This window comes from Devosia sp. (assembly GCF_036406155.1).
In the GTDB taxonomy this organism is placed as follows: domain Bacteria; phylum Pseudomonadota; class Alphaproteobacteria; order Rhizobiales; family Devosiaceae; genus Devosia_A.
The window spans coordinates 1-5345 of sequence record NZ_DASWVV010000212.1; the positions used below are offsets into that span (position 1 = coordinate 1).

Below are 5345 nucleotides of genomic sequence, written 5' to 3' on the forward strand. Positions count from 1 at the left end.
CTCGATGTCGAAGTGGTCGACCTGCGCGATTATCCGCTGCCCTTCTTCGAATCGGCCACTTCGCCACGCTTCGTGCCGATCGACACACCGGAAGCCAAAAAGTGGTCCGGCAAGCTGGCCGAACTGGATGGCTATGTGTTCGTCACCGCCGAATACAATCACTCGATTTCCGGCGTGCTCAAGAACGCGCTCGACTTCGTATTTGCCGAGCCGGCGCGGAAGCCGGCGGCCTTTGTCGGCTATGGTGCGGTGGGCGGTGCCCGCGCGGTCGAACAGCTTCGGCTGATCGCGGTGGAACTCAGCATGGTGCCGCTCAACCGGGCGGTCCATATCAATATGGAGCCGTTCCTGGGCATGATGCGCGAGGGCAAGGACTTTGCCGACTACCCCTACCTGGCCCCGACCGTCGAGGTCATGCTCGACGAACTGGCCTGGTATGCGCAGACACTGCGCGCCGGGCGCGAGGCGCTGGAACTGAAGGCAGCCTGAGCTGGACGCCCTCGTGGCATGAAGCCTGGCGTTACCACATGGTCTGGCGGGCCCGCTCCGGCCAGCCCTTGTCATATGCCTCGCCGCCGACCTGGTTGTCGGTCATGGCGGCGAGGATTTCGCCCGGCGTGGGCAGGGTTTTTGGGTCGATATGACGGGCGGGATTCCACAGTTCGGAACGGATGATGGCGCGGGCGCACTGGAAATAGAGTTCGTCGATCTGCATGACGATGACCGAGCGGGGCGTCTTGCCCTCGACGGCGAAGCTTTCGAGCAGGTCGGGATCGACGCTGAGATGGGCGCGGCCCTGGGCGCGGAAGGTCGTGCCACTGCCGGGGAGCAGGAAGAGGAAGGCGCAGCGCGGGTCGCGCACGATATTGCGCAGGGAATCGATGCGGTTATTGCCGCGCCGGTCAGGCATCATCAGGGTCTGGTCATCGTGGATACGCACGAAGCCCGGTTGGTCGCCGCGAGGCGAGCAGTCGACGCCTTCAGGGCCCACCGTGGCCAGGGCGGCGAAGGGGCTGGCCTCGATGAGCCGCCGGTAATGCGGCGTCATGCGGTGGGCGACCTTGGTGGTCGAGGCGGCGACGGGGGCAGGCGTGTAGAGCGCTTCGAGCTGCTCTACGGAGGTAATGATGGACATGGCGGGCCTTTGGCATACGATCGGCGCGATGTGATGCAACGCACGGTATGGGCTGGACGTAACCAAACCTATATCTGCGACGAATAACAGCGCGACAAAGGTCGGATCGTTTTCGTCCGGCCGCACTTCCCAAGGAGCAGAGCCATGGACACCCATGCCTTCAAGGTAACCCGCACCGACGCCGAATGGCGCGCCAAGCTGACGCCGGAGCAGTATCAGGTGATGCGCAATCACGGGACCGAAAGGCCCGGCTCCTGCGCGCTGCTGCATGAGCATCGGCAGGGCACGTTTTCCTGCGCGGGCTGCGATACGCCGCTCTTTGCCTCGACGCTGAAGTTCGAGAGCGGCACGGGCTGGCCGAGCTTCAACGACCCGCTGCCGGGCTCGGTGGAGACGACCACGGACAAGAGCTATGGCATGGTGCGGACCGAGGTGCATTGCGCGACCTGCGGCAGCCATCTGGGCCATGTCTTCCCCGACGGTCCGCCACCGACCGGGCTGCGCTATTGCATCAATGGTGTAGCGCTGAATTTTGTGCCTGCCTGACCACCCAATCTGTTGGCCATCATGGCCTGCAAATGCCCGCTGTCTGCGCTTCCGGTCCTCACGTACCAATGTACGCTCCGGTCCGGTTCTCGACAGCGGGCATTTTCGTCTCATGCTGGCTAACACCTTGGGCGATCAGGTGCCAAACATGAACATCGCTAGGTGCCGCGCGGCTTGGCCCGGGCGGTGGCGGCGGCGCTGAGGGGATCATCCGGCCAGAAGTGGCGGGGGTAGCGGCCCTTGAGGTCCTTGGCGACGTCCTTCCATGATCCGCGCCAGAAGCCGGGCAGGTCGCGGGTGGTCTGGATGGGGCGGTGGGCCGGCGACAGCAGGATGAGCAACAGGGGCACCTTGCCGCCGGCGACGGATGGATGGCGGTCGAGACCGAAGAGTTCCTGCACACGGATTTCCAGCGCCGGGCCGTTTTCGGCGGCATAGTCGATGGGGAGGTGGCTGCCTGACGGCGCGGTGAAGTGGCTGGGCAGCAGGCGGTCGATCTCCTGGCGCTGCGACCAGGGCAGGAGCGTATCGAGGGCGTTGCCGAGATGGGCGGGCGTGATGCCGGCGAGGCGGGTTTCGCCCATGATGTGCGGCGCGAGCCAGGCCGGGTCGGCAGCGAGGGCCGTGTCGGAGAGGTCGGGCCAGGGGGCGCCGAGTGTCTGATGCAGGTAGGTGGCGCGGGCACGCAGGGCCTTCTGGTCCCGGGTCCAGGACAGGGTTTCCGGGCGGCGCAGGGCGGCTTCGGCCAGCAGTGTGGCGGCCTGGTCGAGATCGGTGACGGCGACGGGCTCGTCGGCCAGCCGCAGGGCGCCCAATTGACGCTGGCGACGGGCGCGGATGCTGCCGGAGGCGGGGTCGAAGCTGAGGGTTTCCCGATCCGCGATATGCGCTGCGAAGAGGGTTTCGAGGTCTGATCGATCGAGGGCGGCGGCGGTGCGGATGCGGGATGTCGCGGCGGCGCCGGTGAGGTCGGTGACGACGAGGAAGGGCGCGGCTGCGAGGGCGTCGGTTTCATCGAGCGAAGCCTGGCGGCCGTTGGCCAGGCGGAACTTGCCGCGGCCGGTGGCCTGGGCGACGCGATCAGGAAAAGCTCGGGCGAGGTGGTGGCCCGCAGGGAGATTGCCTGCTGTTTGCCTGCTGTTTGCTCCCGCCCAGCGCCGGGCAAGATTGCGGGCGTCTTCCGCGCGCTTGCCGCGGTCGGTGCGGAAGCGGTCGAGGCGGTGGGCGAGGTCGGTGCCGTCGCCGCCGAGGCCCCGTTCGGTGACGAGGACGGCGAGCTCGGCCGCGGTCATGGCGTCGTCCTCGGCCGCCGCGGCGACGACCATATGGGCGAGGCGGGGGTGAAGCGGCAGGCGGGCGAGGGCCTTGCCCCCGGGTGTTATGCGGCCGGCTTCATCGAGCGCGTCGAGGGATGTGAGCAGGGCGGTGGCCTCGGCCCAGGCGGGGGCGGGCGGCGGATCAAGGAAATGCAGGGCCGACGGATCGGTGATGCCCCAGGCGGCCAGGTCGAGCGCGAAGCCGGCAAGGTCGGCAGCGAGGATTTCGGGCGTGTCGAAGGGTTCGAGCGCCGAGGTCTGGCCCTCATTCCACAGGCGGATGGCGATGCCGGGGCTGGTGCGGCCGGCGCGGCCGCGGCGCTGGTCGGCGCCGGCGCGGGAGACGCGGCTTGTGGCGAGCGTGGTGAGGCCAGTATTGGGCTCATAAACCGGGACGCGGCGGAAGCCGGAATCGACCACGATGCGAACGCCGTCGATGGTCAGGGACGTTTCGGCGATGGAGGTGGCGAGCACGACCTTGCGGCGGCCCGGTTCGGCGGGACGGATAGCGCGGTCCTGCTCGGATGGCGTGAGCTGGCCATAGAGCGGGGCGATATCCACATTGTCAGAGACGCGGGTGGCGAGGCGTTCTGCCACGCGGATGATTTCGCCCTGGCCGGGCAGGAAGACGAGGGCGCAGCCGTCGTGCTCGCGCAGGGCGGCGAGGACGGCATTGGCCACCTGATCTTCGAGGCGAAGCAGGGGATCGGGCTCGCGGTGGATGGTTTCGACCGGGAAAGTGCGGCCCTGGCTTTCGATGACGGGAGCGTCGCCGAGCAGGCGCGCGACGCGGGCGCCGTCGATGGTGGCGGACATGACGAGGACGCGCAGGTCGGGTCGGAGCGCGGCGGCATCGAGCGTGAGCGCCAGGCCCAGATCGCCATCGAGGCTGCGTTCGTGGAACTCGTCGAAGAGGACTGCGGCGACCCCGGAGAGTTCGGGATCGTCGAGCAGCATGCGGGTGAAGACGCCTTCGGTGACCACCTCGATCCGCGTGCGGGCGGAGATTTTGGAGTCCATGCGGACGCGATAGCCAACGGTCTGGCCGACCTCTTCGCCAAGCAGGCGCGCCATCTGGGCGGCGGCGGCGCGGGCGGCGAGGCGGCGCGGTTCCAGCATGACGATGCGGCGGTCGTTGCGCCATGGTGCATCGAGGAGAGCGAGGGGGACGCGGGTGGTCTTGCCGGCACCGGGCGGGGCGACGAGGACGGCATAGGGGCCGGCCGCCAGGGCGGATTGCAGGGCCGGCAGGGCGTCGTCGATGGGGAGCGGCGGCAGGGACATGGTGAGGTGTTTGGCGGAAGGCGGAGATTTGGGCAAGGGGATCAAATCGTGCCACGCCCTCGTGGTTCAGGGCGTGGCAACATCTGGGGTCTCCGGGCGTTCTCTCCGCATGGCGAAGCACGGCGATATCAGGATCGGGGTGTCGGGGTGGACCTACCGGCCGTGGCGCGGGAATTTTTACCCGGCCAAGCTCGTGCAGCGCCAGGAGCTGAGCTATGCGGCACACCAGTTCAATGCACTGGAGATCAACGGCACCTTTTATGGAATGCAGGTGCCCAAGGCGTTTCGGAAATGGACGGGGGCGGTGCCGGAGGGCTTTGTCTTTGCGGTCAAGGGGCCGCGCTACCTGACGCATATGTTGAGGCTCAAGGATCCCGAGCCGCCGCTGGCCAATTTCTTTGCCTCGGGTCCGCTGGTGATGGGTGAGAAGCTCGGGCCGGTGCTGTGGCAGTTTCCGGAGCGGTTTCGTTTCGATGCCGAACGGATCGAGGCCTTTTTCAAGCTGTTGCCGCATGACACGAAAGAAGCCGCCGCCCTGGCGCATCGTCATGACCATCGCTTGCGGGCGCCGGCTGACTACGGTGACGGGGTCAGGCGGAGGGTGCGGCACGCCGTGGAAATCCGGCATGAGAGCTTTCGGGATCCGGCCTTTATCGCGCTGCTGCGGAAATATGGCGTGGCGCTGGTCTGCGCCGATACGGTGGATTGGCCGCTCCTGATGGATGTGACCACGGACTTCGTCTATTGCCGGCTGCATGGCTCGGTGGAGCTCTACAATTCGGGCTATTCGGATGACGAGCTCGACGTGTGGGCCAAGCGCGTGCGTAACTGGGCGGCGGGCAAGGCGACGGACGGCCATTTCGTCACCGGGCCTACGGCGGACGGAAGGAAGCGCGATGTGTTCGTGTTCTTCGACAATACGGACAAGCTGAAGGCACCCGGGGATGCCAAGGGGCTCATGGAACGGGTAGGGGTTCGCTGGGATGCGGACTTCGCCTAGCCTTGGCTGGGGCGGCAGGGCTATAGGGTGACGATCTGGCAGGAGCGAGCATGAGCATTATCCG

Annotated in this window: 5 protein-coding genes; 3 read left to right on the plus strand and 2 right to left on the minus strand. The window is 67.1% G+C overall.

Annotated features, from left to right (window positions below):
* Nucleotides 1-489: NADPH-dependent FMN reductase (locus VGD93_RS15005; protein ID WP_395012975.1), on the plus strand; the 489-nt coding region annotated here is incomplete at its 5' end.
* A 31-nt stretch (nt 490-520) separates the two neighbouring features.
* Here VGD93_RS15005 and VGD93_RS15010 read toward each other — a convergent pair.
* Complete coding sequence (locus tag VGD93_RS15010; RefSeq protein ID WP_395012976.1) at nt 521-1135, minus strand: pyridoxamine 5'-phosphate oxidase family protein; 615 nt, start codon at nt 1133-1135, stop codon at nt 521-523.
* 144 nt (nt 1136-1279) lie between these two features.
* On the opposite strand from VGD93_RS15010, the gene msrB reads away from it, so the two are divergent.
* A complete protein-coding gene (gene msrB, locus VGD93_RS15015) occupies nt 1280-1681 on the plus strand; it encodes a peptide-methionine (R)-S-oxide reductase MsrB (protein WP_395012977.1) in 402 nt (133 codons plus the stop codon).
* A 158-nt stretch (nt 1682-1839) separates the two neighbouring features.
* Here msrB and hrpB read toward each other — a convergent pair whose 3' ends face one another.
* Entirely contained in the window at nt 1840-4281 is a 2442-nt protein-coding gene (hrpB, locus tag VGD93_RS15020; RefSeq protein ID WP_395012978.1) for an ATP-dependent helicase HrpB, read from the minus strand.
* Nucleotides 4282-4390: 109 nt separating this feature from the next.
* On the opposite strand from hrpB, the gene VGD93_RS15025 reads away from it, so the two are divergent.
* Nucleotides 4391-5281: a DUF72 domain-containing protein gene (locus tag VGD93_RS15025; RefSeq protein WP_395012979.1), complete on the plus strand. Its 891-nt coding sequence runs from the start codon at nt 4391-4393 to the stop codon at nt 5279-5281.
* Nucleotides 5282-5345: the final 64 nt, after the last annotated feature.

Bases quoted from the DNA above. Each gene is read 5' to 3' on its own strand.
- VGD93_RS15010 (WP_395012976.1), bottom strand. From the start codon at position 1,135: ATGTCCATCATTACCTCCGTAGAGCAGCTCGAAGCGCTCTACACGCCT.
- msrB (WP_395012977.1), top strand. From the start codon at position 1,280: ATGGACACCCATGCCTTCAAGGTAACCCGCACCGACGCCGAATGGCGC.
- hrpB (WP_395012978.1), bottom strand. From the start codon at position 4,281: ATGTCCCTGCCGCCGCTCCCCATCGACGACGCCCTGCCGGCCCTGCAA.
- VGD93_RS15025 (WP_395012979.1), top strand. From the start codon at position 4,391: ATGGCGAAGCACGGCGATATCAGGATCGGGGTGTCGGGGTGGACCTAC.